This is a genomic window from Streptomyces sp. NRRL F-2664 (assembly GCF_000719345.1).
Lineage (GTDB): Bacteria > Actinomycetota > Actinomycetes > Streptomycetales > Streptomycetaceae > Streptomyces.
This window is the reverse complement of sequence record NZ_JOFX01000037.1, coordinates 38834-62116: the sequence shown is the minus strand read 5'-3', so window position 1 is coordinate 62116 and position 23283 is coordinate 38834. Positions and strand designations below refer to the sequence as shown.

The window sequence follows — 23283 nt, the reverse complement described above, 5'->3', positions numbered from 1 at the left end:
AGGGGTGGGGGTCGGGGTGGGAGGGGTGGGGCCGGGTGTGGTCGGGGTGGACTGGTGCGGCTCTGGCATCGCGGGTCCTCCGGTGCGGGTCAGCGGGGCCGGCGGGCGGCGGCCGGGATGGCGTCGGACAGGCGGTCGAGGACCGCCGCGGCCTGCTCGTCGGTCAGGGTCAGCGGCGGCAGGAGACGGACGACCGCGCTGTGGCGGCCGCCGAGTTCCACGATCAGACCGCGGTCCAGGCACTCCTGGCGGACGGCGGACGCGAGGGCCGGTGCGGCGGCCCCCGTGTCGGGATCGACGAGTTCGAGGCCGATCATCAGGCCGCGGCCGCGGACGTCCCCGATGCACGGGTGGTCGCAGGCGAGGCCGCGGAGGGCCGACAGCATCCGGTCGCCGAGGACGGCTGCGCGTTCCGCGAGGCGGTTCTCGCGGACGAAGGCGAGGGTGGCGGTACCGGCGGCCATGGCGAGCTGGTTGCCGCGGAAGGTGCCGGCGTGGGCGCCGGGTGTCCAGACGTCGAGGCCCGACCGGTACACGATCACCGCGAGCGGCAGGCTGCCGCCGATCGCCTTGGACAGGACCATCACGTCGGGAACCACCCCGGCGTGGTCGACACCCCAGAAGGCTCCGGTCCGGCCGACTCCCGTCTGGACCTCGTCGGCGACGAGGGGGATGCCCCTCGACGCGGTGATCTCCCGCATGCGGCGAAGCCAGCCGTCCGGGGCCGGGTTGACCCCGCCTTCGCCCTGGACGGGCTCGACGATGAGGCCGGCGGGCAGGGGGACGCCGCCCTTGGGGTCGTCGAGCAGGTTCTCCGTCCAGCGTGCGGCGAGTTCGGCTCCCTCGGCGCCGCCGACGCCGAACGGGCAGCGGAAGTCCTGCGGGTAGGGGAGGCGGGTCACCCGGCCCTCGCCGGCGCCCCCCGACGCTTCCAGGGCGCCGGCGGTCATGCCGTGGTAGGCCCCGGTGAAGGCCAGCAGTCCGGGGCGACCGGTCGCGGTGCGGACCAGTTTGAGGGCTGCTTCCACGGCGTCGGTGCCGGCGGGACCGCAGAACTGGATGCGCGCGTCGGCGGCCAGCGCCGGGGGCAGGTTGGTGAACAGCTCAGTGGTGAAGGCGTCCTTGACGGGGGTTGCGAGGTCCAGGACGTGGAGCGGCGCGCCCGAGTCGAGGACACCGCGGACCGCTTCGAGCACGACCGGGTGGTTGTGTCCCAGCGCGAGGGTTCCGGCGCCGGACAGGCAGTCGAGGTAGCGCCGGCCGTCGGCGCCCTCGATGGTCAGTCCGCGGGCCCGCACCGGGACGATGGGCAGGGAGCGGGCGTAGGTGCGGGCCGCGGATTCCCGCTGGGCCTGCCTGCGCAGGATGCCGTCGTGAGCCGCTGCGGTACGGGCGCCCTGCGTCGGCAGGTGGGGCGGCGGCTGCGGCACTGCCGGTGGCGGGGTCCGTGTCGCGGCGGCCGCTCCGGCCGGCTCGGTGACTGCCACGAGTGTCGCTCCTCCCGCATCAACTGCATCAACTGCCTTGGCTGCACGGACGGATGGCGCTTCGAACACCGGCGCCCCTGCCGTCCCCCGTACGTACCAACGACGGTGACGGCGGGGGATCACGGGTCGGCCCAAGATCCTTGTACTCAAAGAATGAGCAAAAGGAACCGGTGACCCGGACTGTGTCGTCCTCGGCGGCAGCGGCATAGTGGGGGGCTCCGACTCCACGCCTCGAACCTCCAGGGGGACGAACGACATGCGACCGAACCGACCGGTCACCGCGACGCTGTGCGCGGCCGCCCTCGTGCTGACCGCCGCTGCCTGCGGACCCGGCGACGGGGAGGCCGGCGGCGACGCCAAGCCCACCGTGGCGGCGAGCCTGCCCAGCACGGACGGCATAAAGATCCCTGATCAGCTCAAGCAGAAGCTCAGGGAACGCGGTATAGACCTGGAGAAGTGGAAGGGGGGTGAGTGGAAGAACTGGAAGCAGGAGGACTGGCTCCGCGAGGCGGGCGACTACATCAACCCGATCATCGAGGACCTGTGGGACCCGGACCGCATGCGTGACGCCGAGCAGCCGCAGCGGCCGTCCGTCGACCCGGACGCGGGCAAGGACCAGGGCGTCACCGACCCGACTCCCGCTCCGGTGGCGGCCAAGCAGGCGAACGCCCCGTACCACCGGAGCGTTCCGGAGTCCGGCAAGGTCTTCTTCGACGGTCCCGAGGGCTCCATGGTCTGCTCGGCGACGGTCGTCAAGGACCCCGCCCGCCCCGGCAAGTCGAACCTCGTCTGGACCGCCGGCCACTGCGTGCACGCGGGCAAGGCGGGCGGTTGGTACCGCAACATCGCCTTCGTCCCCTCCTACAACAACGCGGGCAAGCCGTCGGCGCAGCTCAAGGGTGCGCCGCGCGAGCAGGTGGCGCCGTTCGGCGTGTGGTGGAGCGACTGGGCGCAGACGTCCGACCAGTGGATCGCGACGGGTGGTCCCACCGGCGGCGCCGGCGCCCCGTACGACTTCGCCGTGCTGCACGTGACGCCGGAGAAGGGCAGCGGCAAGTCCCTGGAGGAGACGGTCGGTTCGGCGCTGCCCGTGGAGTTCGCCGCGCCCGCCGTGCCGAAGGTCGCGAGCATCACGGCGACGGGTTACCCGGCGGCGGCCCCGTTCGACGGCCAGAAGGCCTACCAGTGCACGGACCGCCCGGGTCGCCTGACCCTGAGGGCGAACGAGCCGGTGATGTACCGCATCGGCTGCACGATGACCGGTGGCGCTTCGGGCGGCGGCTGGATCGCGGCGGGCGCCGACGGCAAGCCGGCGCTCGTGTCGAACACGTCGATCGGCCCCGCCAAGGCGGGCTGGCTGGCCGGACCGCGGCTGGGCCCGGAGGCGAAGGGCATCTTCACCGCTGTCAGCAACAAGTTCAAGTGACCGGCGGTGTCCGGGCGGCCGACCGCCCGGACGCCGGTACGAACGACCGAGGGCCCCCTGCACACGCAGGGGGCCCTCGTCGTCGCAGGCCCGGGGCTGCTACTGCTTCGCCAGCGCGTACGGCGCCAGGTCGGCGGCCAGCTCCTGGTGGACGCGCGCCTTGAGCAGGGTGCCCTCCGGGGTGTGCTCCTCGGAGATCACCTCGCCCTCGGCATGCGTCCTGGCGACCAGCGAGCCCCGCGTGTACGGCACCAGGGCCTCCACCTCGACCTCGGGCCGCGGCAGCTCGGAGTCGATGAGCGCGAGGAGTTCCTCGATGCCCATGCCCGTGCGCGCCGAGACGGCGATGGAGTGCCGCTCGATCCGCAGCAGCCGCTGCAGGACGAGCGGGTCCGCGGCGTCGGCCTTGTTGACGACCACGATCTCGGGCACGTCGACGGCGCCGACCTCGCGGATCACCTCGCGCACGGCCGCCAGCTGCTCCTCCGGCGCCGGGTGCGAACCATCCACGATGTGCAGGATCAGGTCGGAGTCGCCGACCTCCTCCATCGTGGAGCGGAACGCCTCGACGAGGTGGTGGGGCAGGTGCCGGACGAATCCGACCGTGTCGGCCAGGGTGTAGACCCGGCCGCTCGGCGTCTCGGCCCGGCGCACGGTCGGGTCGAGGGTGGCGAACAGCGCGTTCTCCACCAGCACGCCCGCGCCCGTGAGGCGGTTGAGCAGCGAGGACTTGCCGGCGTTGGTGTAGCCGGCGATGGCGACCGAGGGCACCTTGTTGCGGCGCCGTTCCTGCCGCTTGATGTCGCGGCCGGTCTTCATCTCCGCGATCTCCCGGCGCATCTTCGCCATCTTCTCGCGGATCCGCCGCCGGTCGGTCTCGATCTTGGTCTCACCGGGGCCGCGGGTGGCCATGCCGCCACCGCCGCCGCCACCCATCTGCCGGGACAGCGACTGACCCCAGCCGCGCAGCCGCGGCAGCATGTACTGCATCTGCGCGAGGGCGACCTGCGCCTTGCCCTCTCGGGACTTGGCGTGCTGGGCGAAGATGTCGAGGATCAGGGCGGTCCGGTCGACGACCTTGACCTTGACGACGTCTTCGAGGGCGATGAGCTGGCCGGGGCTGAGCTCACCGTCGCAGACGACGGTGTCGGCGCCGCTCTCCATGACGATGTCCCGCAGCTCGCGTGCCTTGCCCGAACCGATGAAGGTGGCCGGGTCCGGCTTGTCGCGGCGCTGGATCACGCCGTCCAGTACGAGAGCACCCGCCGTCTCGGCGAGGGCCGCGAGCTCCGCGAGGGAGTTCTCCGCGTCCTGCACCGTGCCGGAGGTCCAGACACCGACGAGGACGACGCGCTCCAGGCGGAGCTGTCGGTACTCGACCTCGGTGACGTCTTCGAGCTCGGTGGAGAGGCCCGCCACGCGCCGCAGGGCCGCGCGCTCGGAGCGGTCGAACTGGTCGCCGTCCCGGTCTCCGTCGATCTCGTGGCTCCAGGCGACGTCCTCTTCCATCAGGGCATCGGCCCGAAGGCTCTCGGTGAAGCTCTGCGCGTCACGCACGTCCGATGCGTCCCGCGCGTCCTGGGAAGGGGAGGAAGAGGAGGTCATTGGATCCTTACGTCGATTCGAATAGCAGTGTCACGCCTGGCGGGGACACGAGGGCTGTCTTGTCCAACGTGTCACACCGCCCGGGGATTCCCCGAACGGACCCGTCGATGGTGACATGCCCGTTCCCCGGCGGTCACACCCTTTTCCCGCCGGAACCGGCGCTGCCGCGCGCGGGCCCGCCGGGGGCGCCCCTGTCCGTCGCCGCGGGCGTGCTCCACTCCGGGTGCCCCGGCATCGGCGGGGTCTTCGTCCCGTACAGCCAGGGTTCCAGGAAGGCCCGGAGGTCGCGGCCCGCCTCCTGCGAGGCCAGGCGGACGAAGTCGGCCGTGCCCGCGACCCCGTCGCGGTACTGCGCGACCCAGCGCCGCTCGATCCGGTCGAAGGCCTCGGCGCCGACCTCCTGGCGCAGCGCGTACAGGATCAGCGCGGAGCCGTCGTACACCACCGGCCGGAACAGCCCGATCTTCTCGCCGGGCGCGGCGGCCTTCGGGGCGGCCGGCGGCCCGCCGGCCGCCCGCCACTGGTCGGAGCGCTGGTACGCCTCGCGCATGCGCCGCTCCAGGGAGTACGCGCCGAGCCCGTCCGCGTAGAGGGCCTCGTACCAGGTGGCGTGGCCCTCGTTGAGCCAGAGGTCGGACCAGGTCCGCGGGCTGACGCTGTCGCCGAACCACTGGTGGGCCAGCTCGTGGACCATCACCGCCTCGACGTACCACTCGGGGTATCCCTCGCCCGAGAACAGACTGCTCTCGAAGAGCGAGAGGGTCTGCGTCTCCAGCTCGAAGCCGGTGGTCGCGCGCGCGATCAGCACCCCGTAGTTCTCGAAGGGGTAGCGGCCGACGCGCTCCTCCATCCACGCGATGTGGCCGGCGGTCTTCTTCAGCCAGGGGTCGAGCCGCTCCCGGTCGGCGGCGGGCACGACGTCGCGCAGCGGCAGCCCGTGCGGTCCGGTCCCGTGCACGACGGCGGACCGGCCCACGGAGACCTGGGCCAGCTCCGTGGCCATGGGATGCCGGGTGCGGTACGTCCATGTCGTGGAGGGGCCCGAGCGCCGGGCCGGAGCCGCCTGGAGGCCGTTGGCGACGGCCGTGAGCCCGTTGGGGGCGCTGATCCGGAAGGTGAAGAGGGCCTTGTCGGCGGGGTGGTCGTTGCAGGGGAACACGCGGTGGGCGGCGTCCGCCTGGTTGGCCATGGCCAGGCCGTCCTCGGTGGGGACCCAGCCGCCGTCCCCGCGGCCGCGCGGGTCGCTGGTGTGCCGGACGGTGATGCGCAGCGGTGCGCCGTCCGCCACTGCGCGCCGCGGGGTCAGGACGAGGTCCTCCCCCACGCTCTCGAACCGTGCCGGCGCGCCGTTGACCTCGGCGGAGGCCACCTTGCCGTGCGTGAAGTCCAGGTTGATCCGCTCCAGCGGCGCCTGCGCCCGGGCGTCGATCACGGTGACCGCGTCGAGGGGGGTCCGGTTGTCCTTGTACGTGAGGGAAAGGTCGTACGCGAGCACGTCGTAGCCGGGGTTCCCGAGCTCCGGGAAGAGCCGGTCGCCGATGCCCAGGGGCTTCGGCGGGGGCAGTACGGCGGCGACGAGGGTGAGGGTGGCCGCGGCGAGCAGCGCGGCGCGCAGGCGGGGGGAGGAGAGCTGCATCCACCACCGTTTACCGGCGCCCGCCGCGGCACCGTGGACGGCGCGCGACGGGTCCACCCGAACGGGACCCTTCCGGCGTGCCGCCTACGCCCGGCTGACGTCGTAGACGCCCGGGACGTCCCGCATGGCGCGCATCAGCGCGGAGAGGCCGGTCGCGTCGGGCAGCTGGAGGGTGTAGGTGTGCCGGACCCGCCCCTCGACCGGGGGTTCCACGGTCGCCGAGACCACCTCGACGCCTTCGCGGGCGATGGCCTCGGTCAGGTCGGCCAGCAGATGCGGGCGGCCGAACGATTCAGCGAGCAGGGTGACCCGGCAGTCGGCGGTCGCCCGCCAGTGCACGGCGACGGAGGTGCGCCCGACGGCCCGCATCTGCGCGACGGCCGCGCAGTGGACGCGGTGCACGGTGACGGCTCCGCCGCGCACCAGGAAGCCGGCGACCGCGTCCGGGGGGACGGGGGTGCAGCAGCCGGCCAGCCGTACGGTGGCGTCCGGCAGGTCGGCGACGGCGTTGGCCCCGCCGCCGCGGGCGCCGACCACCGACAGCGGTGCCCGCGCGGCCGTGGTGGTGGCCATGGCGCGGTCGGGGTGGGACTCCAGCCAGCTGCTGATGGCGATGCGGGCGGCGGGCGTGCGGGCGTGGTCCAGCCATTCGGCGGCCGGTCCGGAGGAGGCGTCCTGCGCGAGCAGCAGCTGGACGGTGTCCCCGTCGGAGAGCACCGAGGACAGCGAGGTGAGGCGCCCGTTGACGCGGGCGCCGATACAGCCGTGGGCGGCGTCGCCGTGCTGCGCGTAGGCGGCGTCGATGCAGCTGGCTCCGGCCGGGAGGCCCAGGGTGCCGCCGTCGGCGCGGAACACGGTGATCTCGCGGTCCTGCGCCAGTTCGGCGCGCAGCACGCTCCAGAAGGTGTCGGGGTCGGGGGCCGACTGCTGCCAGTCGAGCAGCCGGGACAGCCAGCCGGGCCGGGTGGGGTCCACCCGCTCCTCGTCGGGGTCGGCGGCGGCGTCCGGCGTGGCGGTGGCGTACGGGTTGCCGAGCGCCACCACACCGGCCTCGGCGACGCGGTGCATCTGCCGGGTGCGCACGATGACCTCGGCGACGTGGCCCTCGGGGGTGGCGACGGCGGTGTGGAGGGACTGGTAGAGGTTGAATTTCGGGGTGGCGATGAAGTCCTTGAACTCCGAGACGACCGGGGTGAAGCAGGTGTGCAGTTCGCCGAGCACGGCGTAGCAGTCGGCGTTCTCGCCGACGAGGACGAGGATGCGGCCGAAGTCGGAGCCGCGCAGTTCGCCGCGCGTGCGGGTGATCCGGTGCACGGAGACGAAGTGCCGTGGCCGGACCTGGACTTCGGCGCCGATGCCCGCGTCGCGCAGGACGCTGCGTACGGAGTCGGCGATGGCGGGGAGCGGGTCGCGCTCGCCCGCGTGGGCGGCGATGAGGGCGCGGGTGCTCTCGTACTCCTCGGGGTGCAGGATCGCGAAGACGAGGTCTTCCAGCTCGGTCTTGAGGGCCTGCACGCCCAGTCGTTCGGCCAGCGGGATGAGGACGTCGCGCGTGACCTTGGCGATGCGGGCCTGTTTCTCGGGTCGCATCACGCCGAGGGTGCGCATGTTGTGCAGCCGGTCGGCGAGTTTGATGGACATCACGCGGACGTCGTTGCCGGTGGCGACGAGCATTTTGCGGAAGGTCTCGGGTTCGGCCGCGGCGCCGTAGTCGATCTTCTCGACCTTCGTGACGCCGTCGACGATGAAGCAGACCTCGTCACCGAACTCGGCGCGGACCTGATCCAGGGTCACATCGGTGTCCTCGACGGTGTCGTGCAGCAGGGAGGCCGTCAAGGTGGTGGTCTCGGCGCCCAGTTCGGCGAGGATGAGGGTGACGGCGAGCGGATGTGTGATGTACGGCTCACCGCTTTTCCGCATCTGGCCGCGGTGGGAGCTCTCCGCCAGGAGGTAGGCGCGCCGGAGAATGGACAGGTCGGCGTCCGGATGGTGGGCGCGGTGCGCCTCCGCGACATGGCCGATCGCGTCCGGGAGCCGGTCCCGGGACGTCGGCCCGAGCAGCGCCGCGCGCCCGAGCCGGCGCAGATCGATCCTGCTCCGAGCCCGTCTGCGGAGCTCAGGGCGCGCTTCGGGGTGTGCTTCGGGGTTCGTGGCCTCTGCACTCATGGGCACCTCCGGCGGCTTCGACCGGCGGTGGCGGGCATGGGGTGCGCCCTCAGGGCCGGTGCCTGATGTTACCGACCCCACCACGTGGCGCAGTCCGCCTCTCGCTCAGCGTGAAACGGATCACCCCTTAGAGGGAAGCTTCAGGAGAAAGCCGTTTCGGTGAGCCACGCCGGGTCAAAGGCGCCGGAGGCCACGATCACGGCCGGTCCGGTCATGTCGATCTGCCCGTCGGGGTGTTCGGTGATGACGAGCGTTCCGCCGGGGAGGTCGACGGTGTAGGTGGCCGGTTCGCCGGTGACGGCCGGGTCGGCGCCGTCCCGGCGGACGGCGGCCACGGCGACGGCGCACGCGCCCGTGCCGCAGGAGCGGGTCTCGCCGGAGCCGCGCTCGTGGACGCGCATGGCGACGTGCCGGGGGCCGCGGTCGACGACGAACTCGACATTGACCCCCGTCGGGTAGGCGGACGCCGGGGTGAAGGCAGGAGCGGTGAGCAGGCTCCCGGCGTCGTCGAGGCTGTCGACGAACGCGACCGCGTGCGGGTTGCCCATGTTCACGTTGCGGGCGGGCCAGCTGCGCGGTCCGACGCTGACGGTCACCTCGCCCGCGGGGAGGTTCGCCCGGCCCATGGAGACGGTGACGTCGCCCGTCTTCGCGAGGTGCACGCGCTTGACGCCACCGCGGGTCGCGACAGCGAGGTCCCCCGGTTCGACGTGGCCGGCGTACTGGAGGTAGCGGGCGAAGACGCGCACGCCGTTGCCGCACATCTCGGCGACCGAGCCGTCGCTGTTGCGGTAGTCCATGAACCACTCCGCCTCGTCGGCCAGGTGCGCCACCTCGGGGTGGGCGGCCGTGCGGACGACGTGCAGGACGCCGTCGCCGCCGATCCCGGCCCGCCGGTCGCAGAGCTTCGCGACGGCGGACGCGGACAGCTCGACGGTGTTGTCCGGGTCCGGGACGATGACGAAGTCGTTCTCGGTGCCGTGGCCCTTGAGGAAGGAGAGGGTGGTGTGCGTCACCGCCCCATCGTACCCAGCCGCAGCTCAGAGGGGCCGGGACCGGCCGGGCGCGGTCAGCGGAGCCGGGCCACCCGGTACACCGCGAGGCCTACGACGACCAGCGCGACCACGGCGTACAGCGCGGCCATGCGCCAGTCGGGGCGGCGGCCGCTCCCCCGGGCCGGGAGGCCGGGCCAGGTGTAGCCGACCCGGCGGGCGGCCATCATCCCCCAGCCCCCGGCGCAGCAGCTGATGAGGAAGCCGAGCATGGCGACGACAGCTCCGCCGTCGCCGAACTCGAAGGCCAGCGGGAAGGCGAACATCAGGGAGCCGGCTGCGGCGAGCATCACGATCGGGGCGATCTGCCAGACCCGCAGGCGGCGCTGCGGTCGCAGTTCGACCTCGAACTCCGCTCCGGCGGCCGCTTCGGCCTCGGCGGTGTCCGGGGCGTCGGGGCCGTCCGGGCTCAGCCGCGCCGGTTCGGCGGGCAGCCCGAGGCCGGCGGTCCCGTCCGTACCGCCGAGAAGCATCTCGTCCGCTTCCCGCCGGGTGTCGTCCCGCCCGGTGTCGCGAGGGCCGGCCTCCATCGCCACGCGCCCTCCCCACTCGGACTCAGTACGCCGCCATGCATCGCAGGTGATCGCACCCGCTGGAGTTTGATGATGGCACGCCCTCAGCCCCGCTACGGGCGCCTGGGGCGTCCCGATGCCATCACGTGATCAGGCTGTGACCGCTCGTTCGACCAACGACTGCGCGAGTCGGGGGAGTTCCGCCCGGTCGGCGGCGGCCCCGCTGAGCCAGTGGACCCGCGGATCGCGGCGGAACCAGGAGTCCTGCCGGCGGGCGAACCGCTTGGTCGCGCGGACGGTCTCCGCCCGCGCCTCGTCCTCGGTGCACTCGCCCGCCAGCGCGGCGAGGACCTGCTGGTAGCCGAGCGCCCGGGAGGCGGTGATCCCCTCGCGCAGCCCCCGGGCCTCCAGCCGGCGGACCTCGTCCACGAGCCCCGCCTCCCACATCCGGTCGACGCGCTGCGCGATCCGCTCGTCGAGTTCGGGCCGGGCCACGTCGACGCCGATCTGCACGGTCTCGTAGACGGACTCGTGGCCGGGCAGGTTCGCCGTGAACGGCTTCCCGGTGATCTCGATCACTTCCAGCGCGCGGACGATGCGGCGGCCGTTGCTGGGCAGGATCGCCCGGGCGGCCTCCGGGTCGGCGGCGGCGAGCCGGGCGTGCAGGGCGCCGGGTCCGCGCAGCGTGACCTCTTCCTCCAGCCGGGCGCGGACCTCGGGGTCGGTGCCGGGGAACTCCATGACGTCCAGGGCGCCGCGGACGTACAGACCGGATCCGCCGACGAGGACGGGGGTGCGGCCCTCGGCGAGGAGCTTGTCGATCTCCAGGCGGGCCAGGCGCTGGTACTCGGCGACGTTGGCGGTGTCGGTGACGTCCCAGATGTCGAGGAGGTGGTGCGGGACACCGCCGCGCTCCTCGGTCGTCAGCTTGGCGGTGCCGATGTCCATCCCCCGGTACAGCTGCATGGAGTCGGCGTTGACGACTTCGCCGTCGAACCGGCGGGCCAGGGCTACGCCCAGGTCGGACTTTCCTGCCGCGGTGGGACCGACGACGGCGATGACCCGCGGAGCGGGGGCTGCTTTCCTCACCGCCCCAGTCTCGCAAACCCCGGGGGGTGTACCCGATCGAGCTACGTGACGGGGTGGGGGCGGGGTCGTTGCCCTGGCGAGGTTCCGGCCGGGCGGACGCCGTGCGTGCCCCCGGCGCGGGCACCGGCACGGTCCGGTTCGGTCGACGCGGAACTTCACTCGCATGCGCAACGTTACGGGAGTAGACATGGGCGTTTTTGATCGGTTTTTTCGTCGTAAGGACGGGGCGGTGACCGAGGAGGTCGCGGCCACGGCTCCGGCGGCGGAGTCCGTCGCGGGTGACGGGGCCGAGCCCGCTGTTGCGGAGAGCGAGCCGGCGGAAGCCGTGGAGATCCCCCAGCAGCAGTCGGCCGGGGCCGCCGCGGACAGCGGGGCCGGCGAGGGCGCCCGTACGTAGTGCACGCCAACGGAAGGTGACCCATGGGCCTGCTGGACCATCTCAAGGCCAAGCTCGCTCCGGCGAAGGACAAGGTCGGAGACCTCGCACAGCAGCACGAGGGCAGGATCGGCGAGGGTCTGGACAAGGTCGCCAAGGCCGTCGACTCCAGGACCGGGGGCAAGTACAGCGGCCCGATCAAGAGCGGCACCGGCAAGGCCAAGGACGCCCTGGGGAAGATCGCGCACAAGGACACCCCCGGCGGACCGACGCCGCCACCCGCCTCCTGACGCCGTCGGGAACGCCGGAGGGGCGCGCGGGCAGCAGTGGCTGCCGGCGCGCCCCTCCGGCGTTCCGGCTCAGGCCCAGGTGGCGACGAAGTAGCCCACGCCGTACGGGGCGGCGTCGTACAGCAGCCGGCCCGCGAGGCCCGCGCCCTCGGCGGCGCCCGCCAGCACCTGCCAGGGGGCCCGGCCCGCGGCCTGGAGTTCGGCGGCCACTTCGGGGTCGATGGCCGCGAGCGCGGCCGTGTCGGCGGCGGCCAGCGCCCGGGCGGCGGCCGCGTCGAAGCCGGCGGCGCGCTCGTCCAGGTACCCGGGGGCCTTGAGGGTGCGGCAGGCGCTGCCGTCGCCGAGGACGAGCATGGCGACCCGGTCGGCGGAACGGCCCAGGTCGGCGCCGAGGAGGCCGCAGCCGCTGGGCGGGAGGTCCTCGGCGACGGCCACACCGGCGACGGGGGCGGCCGCCCAGCGGGCCTGCCCGAGCAGCCATCCGCCCACTGCGAGGGACGTCGGGAGGGTGTCCCCGGTGGCCCGACCGCTCGGCGGTTCGCCGAGGGTGACGGTGAGGTCGACGCCGAAGCCGGCGAAGCTGCCGGGGGTGCCCTGGTCGTACCCGCCGCCCTCGGCCGCGGCCCCGACCACGACGAGGAGGTCGGGCCGGGAGGCGGCGAGCACCGCGAGCGCGTCGGAGCAGGCGGTGCGGGCGTCGCCCAGTTCGGCGGCGGCGCCCGCGGCGACGTCCGGGACGAGCAGCGGCGGGGCGGGACAGACGGCAGCGGCTACGAGCATGATCCGCAGCCTAGCCGGACCGCCGTCCCGCAGCCTCAGGAGGAGGCGGGCACCGAACAGCCGGAGGCGACGGCCGGCAGGGGCGCCGGGACGCCCAGGGTCGGGATGCCGAGCATGACGCCCGCCGGCTGGGCGGGGGCGGCGTTGCGCTTCTCCCAGGCGTCGCCCGCGCGGGTGCGGCGCAGGTTGAGCGTCGGGCCCTCGGCGAGCAGGTGGTGCGGGGCGGCGTAGGTGATGTCGACGGTGACCACGTCGCCGGGGCGGACCTCCTGCTCCGGCTTGGTGAAGTGGACCAGGCGGTTGTCGGGGGCGCGCCCGGACAGGCGGTGCGTGGCGCCGTCCTTGCGGCCCTCCCCCTCGGCGACCATGATCTCCAACGTGCGGCCGACCTGCTTCTTGTTCTCCTCCCAGGAGATCTCCTCCTGGAGGGCGACCAGGCGCATGTAGCGTTCCTGCACGACCTCCTTGGGGATCTGCCCGTCCATGTCGGCGGCGGGGGTGCCGGGCCGCTTGGAGTACTGGAAGGTGAAGGCGTTCGCGAAGCGGGCCTCGCGCACGACGTGCATCGTCTGCTGGAAGTCCTCCTCCGTCTCGCCGGGGAAGCCCACGATGATGTCGGTGGAGATCGCGGCGTGCGGGATCGCGGCACGCACCTTCTCGATGATGCCGAGGAAGCGCTCCTGGCGGTACGAGCGGCGCATCGCCTTCAGGATCGGGTCGGAGCCGGACTGCAGCGGCATGTGCAGCTGCGGCATCACGTTCGGGGTCTCGGCCATCGCCGCGATCACGTCGTCGGTGAAGTCGCGCGGGTGCGGGGAGGTGAAGCGGACCCGCTCCAGGCCCTCGATCCCGCCGCAGGCGCGCAGCAGCTTGGAGAAGGCCTCGCGGTCGCCGAGGTCGGATCCGTAGGCGTTCACGTTCTGGCCGAGGAGGGTGATCTCCGAGACGCCCTCGGCGACCAGGGCCTCCACCTCGGCGAGGATGTCGCCGGGCCGGCGGTCCTCCTCCTTGCCGCGCAGCGCCGGGACGATGCAGAAGGTGCAGGTGTTGTTGCAGCCGACGGAGATCGAGACCCAGGCGGCGTACGCGGACTCGCGGCGGGTCGGCAGCGTGGAGGGGAACGCCTCCAGCGACTCGGCGATCTCGACCTGCGCCTCCTCCTGGATGCGGGCGCGCTCCAGCAGCACGGGCAGCTTGCCGATGTTGTGCGTGCCGAAGACGACGTCGACCCAGGGGGCCTTCTTGACGATCGTGTCGCGGTCCTTCTGGGCGAGGCAGCCGCCGACGGCGATCTGCATGCCGGGGCGCTTCGTCTTCATGGGGGCGAGGCGGCCGAGGTTGCCGTACAGCTTGTTGTCGGCGTTCTCGCGGACCGCGCAGGTGTTGAAGACCACCACGTCGGCGTCGCCGTTGGAGCCCTCGGGCGCCCGGACGTACCCGGCGTCCTCCAGCAGACCGGAGAGCCGCTCCGAGTCGTGCACGTTCATCTGGCACCCGTAGGTGCGCACCTCGTAGCTTCGCTTCTCGTCCACTGCCTGGCTCCGGTCGCTGCTGGTCATGCATCAAGGGTAGGTGGTGGACGGCAGCCCTCCGGCCGCTGTGCCGCCGGCCTCCGGGCGGGGGCCGGCCGAACCTGCCCCGCCGCAGGTCGAAGGGGCGGTAGGGGGCTCGGGCCGGACAGGGGCCCGGCCCGCGCCGTGACAGGACGGCGGCCGGGTGGCAGGATCGCGCCCATGCCTCTCGTACCGCCCCGGATCAGCAGGCGCCATGCCCTGCGGGTCCTGGTGGCCGTACTCGCCGTGCTCGGCGTCCTCACGTGGTGGCTGAAGCCCTTCGGGCAGCCGGAGCTGCAGGGCGGGCTGACCTTCAGCACGGGTGCGAAGACCGGTGTCTACCACCGGTACGGGCAGCTTCTGCAGCAGGCGCTCGGACGGGACATGCCCGGGGTGGACGTCGAGCTGGTGACGAGCGAGGGCTCGCAGGAGAACCTCAAGCGGCTGGCCACCGGGGAGGCCGACTTCACCGTGGCCACGGCGGACGCGGTCGCGAAGTACCGGCTCGACGGGAAGCCGGGCGCTGACCTGCTGCGCGGCTGTGTGCGCCTCTACGACGACTACGTGCAGTTGGTGGTGCCGGCCGGATCCACGGTGCAGTCGGCGCGGGACCTGCGGGGCAAGCGGGTCGCGATCGGCCAGCCTGGTTCCGGGGTGCGGCTGGTCACGGAGCGGCTGCTCATCGCGGCCGGCATCGACCCGGTCCTGGACATCACGCCGGTGTCCATCGGCATCGACACCATGCCGTCCGAGCTGGAGGCGGGCCGGATCGACGCCTTCTTCTGGTCGGGCGGCCTGCCCACGAACGCGGTGCGCGAGCTGTCGGAGCGCTTCGACATCCGGCTCGTGCCGCTGGGCGACCTGGTGGAGGAGCTCCAGGGCAGCGGGAGCCCGGCGCGCTACTACCGGACGGCCGTGATGCCGCAGGACGCCTACAAGCGGGCCCGCAACACCAGCGCGGTGGCCACTCTGGCCGTACCGAACCTGCTGGTGACGACGGTGAAGACCGACCCCAGGCTGACCGAGCAGCTGACCCGGACGGTGATCCACAGCCGCGACCGGGTCGGGGGCGAGGTGCACGCGGCGCAGCTGGTGGACCTGCGGACGGCGATCTACACCGATCCCCTGGAGCTGCACGAGGGCGCCGGCCGGTACTACCGGTCCGTCAAGCCCTGACCTTCACCGCGTGGCGGCGGGTGCGGGCGGCAGCAGCATGGTCGCCGCGGCGGCCGCGCCGATCAGGCCCGCGTCGGTGCCCAGGGTCGCCGGCACCACCTTGAGCCCCTGGACGAAGGAGAGCGTGGCGTACTGGGCGAGGTGGGTGCGGATCGGCCCGAAGAGGATGTCTCCGGCGGCCGCCACTCCCCCGCCGATGACCGCGATGTCCGTCTCCACGAGGGTGGCGGCCGCCGCGATCGCGGCGGCCAGGGCGCGGCCGGCGCGGTCGAAGGCGGCCAGGGCGACCGGGTCGCCCTGCGCGGCTGCGGCGGCCACGCCCGCCGCCGTGGTGTCGGGCGCGGCCCCCGCGCCCGAGTCGGCGGACGGCTTCCAGCCCTGGTCGCGGGCCCAACGGGCGATGGCCGTGCCGGAAGCGACGGACTCCACGCAGCCGCGTCCGCCGCAGGCGCACGGCTCGCCGTCGAAAGCCACGCTGATGTGACCGATGTGGCCCGCGTTGCCGGTGGGGCCGGGGTGGAGCCGGTTGTTCAGGATCAGGCCGCCGCCGACGCCGGTGGAGACCACCATGCACAGGGCGTTCGCGTAGCCGCGGGCCGCACCCAGCCAGTGCTCGGCCGCCGTCATCGCCACGCCGTCGCCGGCCAGGACGGTGGGCACGTGCGCTCCGCGCGCCGCGAGCTCCGCCGCGACCCGCTCCTGGACCGGGAAGTCCCGCCAGGCCCCGATGTTGACCGGGCTGACCGTGCCCCGGGAGGTGTCCACGGGTCCGGCACTGCCGATGCCGCAGCGGACCGTCGAGGCCCACAGCGGCGAGGCGGACAGGTCGGCGACGACCTCGGCCACCGCCGCCATGACCCCTTCGGCGTCCACGGCGCGCGGGGTGGCGCGGCGGGTGGTGGCCGTCATCGTGCCGTCGGCGTGCACCAGCGCCCCGGCGATCTTCGTACCGCCGACGTCGATCGCCACCGTCGGTCCGGCGGCCGCGGCGGCACGCGGTGTGGGCGACGGGGCGGTGGGGGTGATCACGGTGGCGGCTCCAGGAAGGGTTCAGGAATCAGTATGCGCGGGCGGCGGCTCGGCGAGGACCCGGCGGGTGGCGGCCGCGCCCTGGGCGTCGGAGTAGTCGGTGACCACCGAGCGCACGTGGTCCGGCCCGAGGCCGTGCCGCTGCGCCTGGGCCCGCAGGGACTCCATCCGGCGGACGGTGTGGGCCAGGCCGGGCAGCCCCGCGATGTGGACGATCCGGCGGTGCCCCAGCCCGTGCAGGTGCTCCAGGATCCGGGCCATCGCCCCGGCGTCGTCGGCCCGGACCGAGGACAGCGGCGGGGGCACGGTGTGCACCGGGGGCGCGGCGGGCGGGCCGGGCTCGCCGACGGTGACCGCGGGCAGGCCCAGCTTCGCCAGGAGTGCCGGGCGGGGGTCGCCCGTGCGCGGGTCGACGACGAGCACGCCGTCGACCCGCCGCTCCGCCCACCAGCGGTGGTAGACCGCGCATTCGGCGTCCACGTCCTCGACGACCTGGAACAGCAGGGCCGTCCGGGCGGTGGAGAGGACCTCCTGGATGCCGGAGACGAGCTGCAGGAAGAAGGACTCCACGCCCAGGGTGTGCGCGGGCCGGGCCAGGACGAGCCCCACGGCGCCGGCGCGTTCCCCGGACAGCGCCCGGGCGGCGCTGTTGGGCTGCCAGCCCAGTTCCTCGGCGACGCGGCGGATCCGCGCCCGGGTGTCCTGCGAGACGCCCGGCCGGTCGTTCAGCGCGAAGGACACGGCGCTCTGCGACACTCCGGCACGGCGGGCGATGTCCTTGATGGTGGGTCTGCGGGCCATGGCCTGCCTCCTGTCCCGAATACCGCTGTGCACAGCGGCACACTTCCCTCGGCGCCTCCGCCGCCAAACCGCTGCAGCCTCCCGGCAGTTCGGACCAGGTCCCCTTGGGGCGCCCGGGCTGAAGCGCATAAGTGGGTCTCAGTGAGCCCGTTGAAATTCCGCAGCCGTATCGGCAGTTCTGTGGCCCGCCCGGTGCATACGTTTTCCGCCACTGGCTGGACTTCGACCTCGACGAGGTGAGGGCCGACCCCGACGTGGTCGCCGGGCCGCGAGCCGGCCCGGAGCGGGCGGTCGCCCTGGAGGTGCGGGCGGTCGAGGAGCTGTACGCGGGGTCCGCGCCCGCCCGTACGACCATGGCCCGGGAGCCGTGGGCCGGGTCCGCTCTGCGCGTCAGGAGCCCTCGGGGCCGGTGCGCGGGACCGTCACGGTCACCCGCAGCCCGTGGGGCTCGTTCGTCGCGTACGACAGGGTCCCGCCGCCCGCGGCGAGCAGGGTCCGGGAGATCGAAAGGCCGAGCCCGGAGCCCTTGATGTTCTGGTGGCGGCCGCTGCGCCAGAAGCGGTCGCCCACCCGCAGCAGCTCCTCCTCGGTGAGGCCGGGCCCCCGGTCGGCGACGACGACGCGGACCGAGCGGCCCTCGGCCGAGACCGTCACCTCGACCTCCTCCCCGGCGGGGGTGAACTTGAGGGCGTTGTCGATGACGGCGTCGAGCGCGCTGGACAGGGCGATGGGATCGGCCCAGCCGGTCACGGCGGTCCGGCCCGTCCCGGTGAGCCGTACGCCCTTCTCCTCGGCGTACGGCCGCCACGCGGCGACCCGTTCCGCGGCCAGCGCACCGATGTCGGTGAGACTGATCTCGGCGGAGGCGTGCTCGGCCAGCGCCAGGTCCAGAAGGTCGTCGAGGACCTGCGTCAGGCGCTTGCCCTCGGTGCGCACGGAGGCGATCTCCGCATTGCCCTCGGGCAGTTCCAGGGCGAGCAGCTCGATGCGCAGGAGCAGGGCCGCGAGCGGGTTGCGCAGCTGGTGCGAGGCGTCGGCGACGAAAGCCCGCTGCTGCTCCAGCGCCTCTTCGACGTTGTCGGCCATCTCGTTGAAGGAGTGGGCCAGGCGCTGGAGTTCTGGTGGGCCGCCGGCGGCGGAGACGCGGGAGTTCATCCGGCCGGTGGCGATGCCGTGGGCTGCGGTGTCCAGGGTCCGTACGGGCTTGAGCACCCAGCTGGTGAGCCGCAGCGCGGCGCCGAAGGCGACCAGCATGGCGGCGGTGAGGCCGCCCGCGATGAGCAGCCAGCCCCTCAGGATCCGGCCCCGCATCAGGTCCGTCGGCGATTCCGTGGCGACGACGGCGACCACGTCGCCGTCGAGCACGACCGGCGAGACGACGAGGAGCTTGCCGTTCGTCTGCCAGGGCCACACCTGCGGCGGGTCGTGGCTGCGGCGTCCGGCGAGCGCCTCCACGAAGGCCTGGCGGCCCTCGCCGGACTCGGGCAGATGCCACCAGCCCGGGGAGCGGACCATGGCGTTGTCGTCGCGGTTGAAGATCCCCACGCGGATGCCGTACAGCTCGTGGTAGCGGCCCAGCTCGTGCTGGAGGGTCTGCTCGCGCTCGTCGGCGCCGGTGGAGCCGGAGCCCCGGGCGTCGATGACGAACTGGGCGAGGGCGGCGAAGCGGGCGCTGTCGTCGATGCGGTCGACGACCACCCGCTGCTGCTGCCCGGCGGCCAGGCTCACGGCGAGCGGGAAGCCCAGGGCGAGGAGCGTGCCCGCCATCAGGATGACGAGCAGGGGGAGCAGGCGGGCACGCACGGCAGGAGCCGCCTACGGGGCGGCCGGGGTGACGAGCCGGTAGCCCACCCCGCGGACGGTCTCGATGAGGGCGGGCATGCGCAGCTTGGAGCGCAGCGAGGCGACGTGGACCTCCAGGGTCCGCCCGGTCCCCTCCCAGCTGGTCCGCCACACCTCGCTGATGATCTGCTCGCGGCGGAAGACGACGCCGGGCCGCTGCGCGAGCAGCGCCAGCAGGTCGAACTCCTTGCGGGTGAGGGGTACGTCGGTGCCGTCCACGCTGACCCGGCGGGTGGGCAGCTCGATGCTGACCGGGCCGAGGCGGACGGTGGTGGGCGCGCCGGTGCCGGTGGCGACGGCCTCCTCGGAGGCGCCGGTGCGCCGGGCGACGGCGTGGATGCGGGCCAGCAGCTCGCCGGTGTCGTAGGGCTTGACGACGTAGTCGTCGGCGCCCATGTTCAGGCCGTGGATGCGGGAGCGCACGTCGGCCCGCGCGGTGACCATGATGACGGGCGTGGCGGTGCGCTTGCGGATCCGGCCGCACACCTCGTAGCCGTCCTGGTCGGGCAGCCCGAGGTCGAGCAGGACCACGCCGAAGGGCGGGGCGCCGGCGGGCAGCAGCGCCTGGAGGGCCTCTTCGCCGTTGCGGGCATGGGTGACCTGGAAGCCGTGCCGGGCGAGGATCGCGGACAGGGCGGCGGCGACGTGATCGTCGTCCTCGACGAGCAGCAGTCTCATGTCGTCCCCCTCTCCTCACGTCTGTCTCGGGCGGCCCGCTTCCCGGGCCGCGGTCACGGCTCGTGCGGCCTGCTCGGTCTCCGCGCGACCGGTCGGTGCCGCGCGTACGGCCGCAGAAACGGCCACCCTGCATCCACGCCCATGCGGAGTCCCACGTCAAGAGGGTTCCGCCGCGTCGCGCCCACCGTTATGCACCCGGTACGCGCACATGATCGACCACGCCGGTGCCGCGCACGGAGCGTATCCGGAAGAGGCCGGATCGTTATGCTCAATTCTCCCTCAGATGTGATGACGTTGTGCGCAGGTCGTCACTACTGTCCTCCCAACCGAGGAGGACGGAGCTAGAAGCCGATGAGCGGAGTATCAGTAACCAAGGACGTTCAGGACGCGGCCGGTACCGCGGACGACCTGGTCGTGCTGAGCAACGTCAACAAGCACTTCGGCGCGCTGCACGTGCTTCAGGACATCGATCTGAGCATTGCCCGCGGCGAGGTGGTCGTGGTGATCGGTCCTTCGGGATCGGGCAAGTCCACGCTGTGCCGGACCATCAATCGCCTGGAGACCATCGACTCCGGCACCATCACGCTCGACGGCAAGGAGCTGCCCTCGGAGGGCAAGGAGCTCGCCCGTCTGCGCGCCGACGTCGGCATGGTGTTCCAGTCGTTCAACCTCTTCGCGCACAAGACGGTGCTGCAGAACGTCATGCTGGGCCAGCTCAAGGTCCGCAGGACCGACCAGGCCGCGGCCCACGCGAAGGCGCTGTCCCTGCTGGAGCGGGTCGGCGTCGCGTCGCAGGCGGACAAGTACCCGGCCCAGCTCTCCGGCGGCCAGCAGCAGCGCGTGGCGATCGCCCGGGCGTTGGCGATGGAGCCGAAGGTGATGCTCTTCGACGAGCCCACCTCGGCGCTCGACCCGGAGATGATCAACGAGGTGCTGGAGGTCATGCAGCAGCTCGCCAGTGAGGGCATGACCATGGTGGTCGTCACCCACGAGATGGGCTTCGCCCGCTCGGCGGCGAACCGCGTCGTCTTCATGGCCGACGGAAAGATCGTCGAAGAGGCCACCCCCGAGCAGTTCTTCAGCAACCCGCGCAGTGATCGGGCGAAGGACTTCCTGTCGAAGATCCTGCACCACTGACGGCTGTCGTCTGGTAGTGATCCCCTGGCGGCCCCGCGCACGCGTCGTCGCTCGTCTTCAACCACGTCTCATCCGAGGGAAGTTCACCATGAAGCTCTTCAAGGCCGGCGCGGCCGTGGCCGCTGCCGTCGTCCTCTCCCTGACCGCGACCGCGTGCGGCGGCAGCAAGCAGGATGCCTCCAGTGACGGCGGTGCCTCCGGTGGCGCCAAGGACAAGATTGTCGTCGGCATCAAGTACGACCAGCCCGGTATGGGCCTGAAGACGCCGGACGGCAAGTTCACCGGCTTCGACGTCGACGTCGCGACCTACGTCGCCAAGGAGCTCGGCTACCAGCCCGACCAGATCGAGTTCAAGCAGGCCGTCAGCGCCGAGCGCGAGAACCTGATCTCCAACGGTGACGTCAAGTTCGTCGTCGCGACCTACTCGATCAACGACAGGCGCAAGGAGAGGGTCGACTTCGCCGGCCCGTACTTCCTCGCGCACCAGGACCTCCTGGTCCGCGCCGACGACACGAGCATCACCAAGGCCGAGGACCTGAACAAGAAGAAGCTCTGCTCGGTCACCGGCTCCACCTCGGCGCAGAACGTCAAGACCAAGCTGGCCCCCGAGGCCGACCTGCTGGAGCAGGGCGGCTACTCCGAGTGCCTCACCGGCCTGGAGAACAAGGCCGTGGACGCACTGACCACGGACAACTCGATCCTGGCCGGCTACGCCGCTCAGGAGAAGAACAAGGGCAAGTTCAAGCTGGTCGGCCTGAGCCTGAGCAACGAGAACTACGGCATCGGTCTGAAGAAGGGCGACAAGGAGCTCCAGACCAAGATCAACGCCGCGCTCAAGAAGATGGTCGAGGACGGCAGCTGGCAGAAGGCCGTCGACAAGAACCTCGGCCCGGCCAACTTCAAGAGCGAGCCTGCCCCGCAGATCACCGAAGGCAGCTGATTCATCGGTGAGGGGCGTCGCCGCCCGCCTGCTGCGGGCGGCGGCGCACCCCACCGGCCATCCTGGGGAGAGCGCAGGGCATCGTGTTCGATTTTCTTGATTCCGGGCAGTACGACGTGCTCGGAGCCTTCTGGGTGACGGTTCAGCTCACCCTCTACTCGGCGGTCGGGTCCCTGATCTGGGGCACCGTCCTGGCGGGGATGCGGGTCAGCCCGGTCCCGCTGCTGCGTGCCTTCGGCACCGCGTACGTCAACCTGGTGCGCAACACGCCGCTGACCTTGCTGATCATCGCCTGCTCGCTGGGCCTCAGCCAGACCCTCGGCATCAACCTGGGCGGCGACAACTTCAAGGAGACCGGTTTCCGGCTCGCGGTCCTCGGCCTGATCGCCTACACCGGCACCTTCGTCTGCGAGGCCCTCCGCTCCGGCATCAACACGGTGCCCGTCGGCCAGGCCGAGGCGGCCCGCGCACTGGGTCTGAGCTTCTTCCAGGTCCTCACCCTGATCGTGCTCCCCCAGGCGTTCCGGGCGGTCGTCGCACCGCTCGCCAACGTACTGATCGCACTCACCAAGAACACCACGGTGGCGGCGACCATCGGTGTGGCCGAGGCGGCCCTGCTGATGAAGGAAATGCTGGAGAACGAGGCGCAGGCGGTCTTCGCGGTCTTCGCGGTCTTCGCCCTCGGTTTCGTCCTGCTGACCCTGCCCACCGGCCTGCTGCTGGGCTGGGTGGCCAAGCGAGTGGCGGTGAAGCGATGAGTTCCGTGCTGTACGACACCCCCGGCCCCCGGGCCAAGGTGCGCAACTGGATCTACAGCGGGATCTTCGTCGTCCTGTTCGGGCTCGTCCTGTGGTGGGCCATCTCGCTCATGGCCGAGAAGGGCCAGCTCGACGCCGACAAGTGGACCCCGTTCGTCACCGACAGCCAGATCTGGACCACGTACCTGGTCCCCGGCCTGATGGAGACCCTCAAGGCCGGCGCGCTCGCCATGGTGATCGCCCTGCCGCTGGGCGCGGCGCTGGGCATCGGGCGGCTGTCCGACCACGCCTGGGTGCGCGCGGCGGTCGGCGCCTGGGTGGAGTTCTTCCGCGCCATCCCGGTGCTGATGTTGATGCTGTTCAGCTCCGCGCTGTACGCCCCGCAGCTCATGGACGTCCCCTCCGACACCCGGCCGTTCTGGTCCGTGGTGACCGGCCTGGTCCTCTACAACTCGGCCGTCATCGCGGAGGTCGTCCGGGCGGGTGTGCTCTCCCTTCCGAAGGGGCAGGCCGAGGCGGCCAAGGCGATCGGCCTGCGCAAGGGCCAGACCATGACCCACGTGCTGCTCCCGCAGGCCGTCACGGCGATGCTGCCGGCGCTCGTCAGCCAGCTCGTCGTGATCCTCAAGGACACCGCGCTCGGCGGCGCCCTGCTCGGCTTCGCCGAGCTGCTCTCCATGAACCGGCAGATCGCAGCCAACTACAGCAACACCATCGCGACCATGTTCGTGATCGCCCTGATCTACATCGTGGTGAACTTCGCCCTCACCAGCCTGGCCTCCCAGCTGGAAAGCCGGCTGAGGAAGTCGAAGAAGAGCACCGGCGCAGTGCTCGGCGCGGAGGAGATCGACGACCCGGTCCCCGGGGCGAACACTGCGGCCGGAGCCTGACGGCGCCCCGGCCGGAGCCACCTGAGGCCTGACACACGGTCAGTCCTGATGCGTGACCCG

Annotated in this window: 20 protein-coding genes and 1 pseudogene; 8 read left to right on the top strand and 13 right to left on the bottom strand. The window is 72.4% G+C overall.

The window, feature by feature from the left end; translation table 11 throughout:
- Positions 1 to 89: 89 nt before the first annotated feature.
- On the bottom strand, positions 90 to 1487 hold the full coding sequence (locus IF89_RS0126965; protein ID WP_420706968.1) for a diaminobutyrate--2-oxoglutarate transaminase family protein: 1398 nt from the start codon (positions 1485 to 1487) through the stop codon (positions 90 to 92).
- Between the two features lie 256 nt (positions 1488 to 1743).
- Here IF89_RS0126965 and IF89_RS0126960 point away from each other — a divergent pair, with 256 nt between their 5' ends.
- Entirely contained in the window at positions 1744 to 2913 is a 1170-nt protein-coding gene (locus IF89_RS0126960; protein ID WP_030773354.1) for a trypsin-like serine peptidase, read from the top strand.
- Between the two features lie 99 nt (positions 2914 to 3012).
- Here the strand turns inward: IF89_RS0126960 and hflX are convergent, their stop codons facing one another.
- From hflX to miaA, 6 genes are all read right to left on the bottom strand, one after another.
- Positions 3013 to 4518: a GTPase HflX gene (gene hflX / locus IF89_RS0126955; protein ID WP_030773351.1), complete on the bottom strand. Its 1506-nt coding sequence runs from the start codon at positions 4516 to 4518 to the stop codon at positions 3013 to 3015.
- Positions 4519 to 4651: 133 nt separating this feature from the next.
- A complete protein-coding gene (locus IF89_RS0126950) occupies positions 4652 to 6154 on the bottom strand; it encodes a M1 family metallopeptidase (protein ID WP_051807670.1) in 1503 nt (500 codons plus the stop codon).
- Positions 6155 to 6238: 84 nt separating this feature from the next.
- Complete coding sequence (locus IF89_RS0126945) at positions 6239 to 8320, bottom strand: RelA/SpoT family protein (protein ID WP_030773345.1); 2082 nt, start codon at positions 8318 to 8320, stop codon at positions 6239 to 6241.
- Between the two features lie 140 nt (positions 8321 to 8460).
- Positions 8461 to 9336: a diaminopimelate epimerase gene (gene dapF, locus IF89_RS0126940; protein WP_030773342.1), complete on the bottom strand. Its 876-nt coding sequence runs from the start codon at positions 9334 to 9336 to the stop codon at positions 8461 to 8463.
- Between the two features lie 53 nt (positions 9337 to 9389).
- Positions 9390 to 9902, bottom strand: coding sequence for a hypothetical protein (locus IF89_RS0126935; protein WP_030773339.1), 513 nt, complete (start codon positions 9900 to 9902; stop codon positions 9390 to 9392).
- Between the two features lie 132 nt (positions 9903 to 10034).
- Entirely contained in the window at positions 10035 to 10973 is a 939-nt protein-coding gene (gene miaA / locus IF89_RS0126930; protein ID WP_030773336.1) for a tRNA (adenosine(37)-N6)-dimethylallyltransferase MiaA, read from the bottom strand.
- 229 nt (positions 10974 to 11202) lie between these two features.
- Between miaA and IF89_RS44745 the strand changes: the two genes are divergently transcribed.
- Positions 11203 to 11370, top strand: a complete 168-nt coding sequence (locus tag IF89_RS44745; protein WP_234327882.1) for a gliding motility protein — start codon at positions 11203 to 11205, stop codon at positions 11368 to 11370.
- A gap of 23 nt (positions 11371 to 11393) precedes the next feature.
- The gene (locus IF89_RS0126920; RefSeq protein WP_030773330.1) at positions 11394 to 11639 is read left to right on the top strand and encodes an antitoxin; all 246 of its coding nucleotides are present in this window, start codon (positions 11394 to 11396) and stop codon (positions 11637 to 11639) included.
- A 69-nt stretch (positions 11640 to 11708) separates the two neighbouring features.
- Here IF89_RS0126920 and IF89_RS0126915 read toward each other — a convergent pair whose 3' ends face one another.
- Together IF89_RS0126915 and miaB are read right to left on the bottom strand one after the other, a co-directional pair.
- Positions 11709 to 12419: a hypothetical protein gene (locus IF89_RS0126915; RefSeq protein WP_030773327.1), complete on the bottom strand. Its 711-nt coding sequence runs from the start codon at positions 12417 to 12419 to the stop codon at positions 11709 to 11711.
- A 35-nt stretch (positions 12420 to 12454) separates the two neighbouring features.
- On the bottom strand, positions 12455 to 13978 hold the full coding sequence (miaB, locus tag IF89_RS0126910; protein ID WP_030773324.1) for a tRNA (N6-isopentenyl adenosine(37)-C2)-methylthiotransferase MiaB: 1524 nt from the start codon (positions 13976 to 13978) through the stop codon (positions 12455 to 12457).
- Between the two features lie 174 nt (positions 13979 to 14152).
- On the opposite strand from miaB, the gene IF89_RS0126905 reads away from it, so the two are divergent.
- The gene (locus IF89_RS0126905) at positions 14153 to 15148 is read left to right on the top strand and encodes a TAXI family TRAP transporter solute-binding subunit (protein ID WP_030773322.1); all 996 of its coding nucleotides are present in this window, start codon (positions 14153 to 14155) and stop codon (positions 15146 to 15148) included.
- Positions 15149 to 15151: 3 nt separating this feature from the next.
- Here the strand turns inward: IF89_RS0126905 and IF89_RS0126900 are convergent, their stop codons facing one another.
- The 4 genes and pseudogenes from IF89_RS0126900 to IF89_RS0126885 form a co-directional block, all read right to left on the bottom strand.
- Complete coding sequence (locus IF89_RS0126900; protein WP_234327884.1) at positions 15152 to 16174, bottom strand: ROK family protein; 1023 nt, start codon at positions 16172 to 16174, stop codon at positions 15152 to 15154.
- A gap of 42 nt (positions 16175 to 16216) precedes the next feature.
- A pseudogene (locus IF89_RS0126895) lies at positions 16217 to 16978 on the bottom strand (LacI family DNA-binding transcriptional regulator); the annotation flags it as partial.
- 390 nt (positions 16979 to 17368) lie between these two features.
- Positions 17369 to 18781, bottom strand: a complete 1413-nt coding sequence (locus tag IF89_RS0126890) for a sensor histidine kinase (RefSeq protein ID WP_030773312.1) — start codon at positions 18779 to 18781, stop codon at positions 17369 to 17371.
- Positions 18782 to 18793: 12 nt separating this feature from the next.
- A complete protein-coding gene (locus IF89_RS0126885; protein ID WP_030026807.1) occupies positions 18794 to 19498 on the bottom strand; it encodes a response regulator transcription factor in 705 nt (234 codons plus the stop codon).
- A 351-nt stretch (positions 19499 to 19849) separates the two neighbouring features.
- Here IF89_RS0126885 and IF89_RS0126880 point away from each other — a divergent pair, with 351 nt between their 5' ends.
- From IF89_RS0126880 to IF89_RS0126865, 4 genes are all read left to right on the top strand, one after another.
- Positions 19850 to 20635, top strand: coding sequence for an amino acid ABC transporter ATP-binding protein (locus tag IF89_RS0126880; RefSeq protein WP_030773309.1), 786 nt, complete (start codon positions 19850 to 19852; stop codon positions 20633 to 20635).
- Positions 20636 to 20723: 88 nt separating this feature from the next.
- Complete coding sequence (locus IF89_RS0126875) at positions 20724 to 21575, top strand: glutamate ABC transporter substrate-binding protein (protein ID WP_030773306.1); 852 nt, start codon at positions 20724 to 20726, stop codon at positions 21573 to 21575.
- Between the two features lie 83 nt (positions 21576 to 21658).
- The gene (locus IF89_RS0126870) at positions 21659 to 22333 is read left to right on the top strand and encodes an amino acid ABC transporter permease (RefSeq protein ID WP_030773304.1); all 675 of its coding nucleotides are present in this window, start codon (positions 21659 to 21661) and stop codon (positions 22331 to 22333) included.
- Positions 22330 to 23223, top strand: a complete 894-nt coding sequence (locus tag IF89_RS0126865) for an amino acid ABC transporter permease (protein WP_030773303.1) — start codon at positions 22330 to 22332, stop codon at positions 23221 to 23223. The genes IF89_RS0126870 and IF89_RS0126865 overlap by 4 nt, the downstream gene beginning before the upstream one ends.
- Positions 23224 to 23283: the final 60 nt, after the last annotated feature.